The sequence below is a fragment of the Microbacterium sp. zg.Y909 genome (genome assembly GCF_024626565.1).
In genome coordinates this window covers 1-1,920 of the sequence record NZ_JANJFJ010000581.1, presented here as the reverse complement: position 1 = coordinate 1,920, position 1,920 = coordinate 1, and the positions used below count along the sequence as shown (strand labels likewise).

The 1,920-nt window shown below is 70.4% G+C and carries 1 protein-coding gene; it reads right to left on the bottom strand.

The annotated features are described in order from the left end of the window. Positions 1-132: 132 nt before the first annotated feature. Positions 133-1,920: 1-deoxy-D-xylulose-5-phosphate synthase (gene dxs / locus NQ160_RS23080; protein ID WP_257517349.1), on the bottom strand; the 1,788-nt coding region annotated here is incomplete at its 5' end.

The following is a 1,920-nucleotide window of genomic DNA, read 5'->3' as shown; positions in this document are numbered from 1 at the left end:
CACCCGGATGCTCTGCACGGTCACCGCGGCCGATCGTGCTGCTGTCTCTTCGCGGGTCAGGTTGGCGGTGGCGGTGTCCATCCATCCATGCTTTCACGTCGACGAGCCTGACCGCGGCGACGACCGCTGCGCTCAGCGGCGGTCGTCGCGTCCCGGTGTCGCGTGGTCGTGGGCGTCGACGGATTCCGTCGTCCAGGTCCCGTTGCCATCAGCCGGCGGACGCGCGACGGGGATGCGGGTTCCCAGCACCTGGGACACCACGTCCTGCGCGATCTTGGCGGCCGTGAGGCCGGCGTCGGCGAGGATCTGCTCACGGCTGGCGTGGTCGATGAACTCGTCGGGAAGACCGAGCTCGTCGACAGCCGTGTCCACGCCCGCTTCGCGCAGCACCTGGCGCACCCGTGTGCCGATGCCGCCGACGCGGATGCCGTCCTCGATCGTGATGACGAGGCGATGGGATGCCGCGAGCTCGACGATCGACGGCTGCACCGGGATGACCCAGCGCGGGTCGACGACGGTCGCGCCGATCCCCTGCGCCCGCAGCCGCTCGGCGACTTCCATCGCCAGGTGCGCCATGGGTCCGATGCCGACCAGCAGCACGTCCTGTGCGCCGCTGCGGGCCAACACGTCGACGCCGTCGGACAGACGCTCGATCGCCGGCAGATCGTCTCCCACGGCACCCTTCGGGAAGCGCACCACCGTGGGGCCGTCTTCGACGGCGATCGCCTCGTGGAACTCCTCGCGCAGCCGCTCCGCGTCGCGCGGCACGGCAATGCGGATGTGGGGAACGAGCTGCAGCATCGCAAGGTCCCACACGCCGTGGTGGCTGGGCCCGTCGGGGCCGGTGACTCCGGCGCGGTCGAGCACGAACGTCACGCCCGCCTTGTGGAGGGCGACGTCCATCAAGACCTGGTCGAATGCGCGGTTCATGAAGGTGGCGTACAGCGCCACGACGGGGTGAAGTCCCCCGTAGGCGAGGCCGGCGGCAGATGCCACGGCGTGCTGCTCGGCGATGCCCACGTCGTACACGCGGTCGGGGAAGCGCTGCGCGAACGGGAGCAGCCCGGTCGGGCGCAGCATCGCAGCAGTGATCGCGATGATGTCCTCGCGCTGCTCACCGGCGCGGACGAGCTCCTCGGAGAACACGTCGGTCCACGCTCCGGATCCCGCGCCGCCGATCGCCTCGCCGGTGATGGGATCGATCTTGCCGACGGCGTGGAACTGGTCGGCCTCGTCGCTGCGGGCGGGCGCGTAGCCACGGCCCTTCTCGGTGATGGCGTGCACGATCACGGGCGCGCCGTACGACTTCGCCAGCTCCAGCGTCTCGACCAGCGATGCCATGTCGTGGCCGTCCACCGGCCCGAGGTACTTGATGTCGAGGTTCGAGTAGAGCGCGGCGTTGTTGACGAACCGCGACAGGAACCCGTGGGTGCCACCCCGGACGCCCCGGTACACCGCCCGCGCTGCGGGGCCGAGGCGACGAGAGAGGGTCGCGGAGCCGCGGTGCAGCGAACGGTAGGTCTCTGCCGTGCGGACGCGGTTGAGGTACCGTGCCATGCCGCCGATGGTGGGGGCGTAGGAGCGGCCGTTGTCGTTGATGACGATGACGAGGTTGCGGTCGTTGTCGTCGGTGATGTTGTTGAGCGCCTCCCATGTCATGCCGCCCGTCAGGGCGCCGTCGCCGACGACGGCCACGACGTGCCGATCGGTGCGACCGGTGCGTGTGAGCGCGCGCGAGACGCCGTCGGCCCAGCTGAGCGAGCTCGAGGCGTGCGAGGACTCCACCACGTCGTGCGGGCTCTCGCTGCGCTGCGGGTAGCCGGCGAGCCCCCCGCGCGATCGCAGCTGCGAGAAGTCCTTGCGGCCGGTGAGCAGCTTGTGCACGTACGACTGGTGGCCGGTGTCGAAGATGATCGGGTC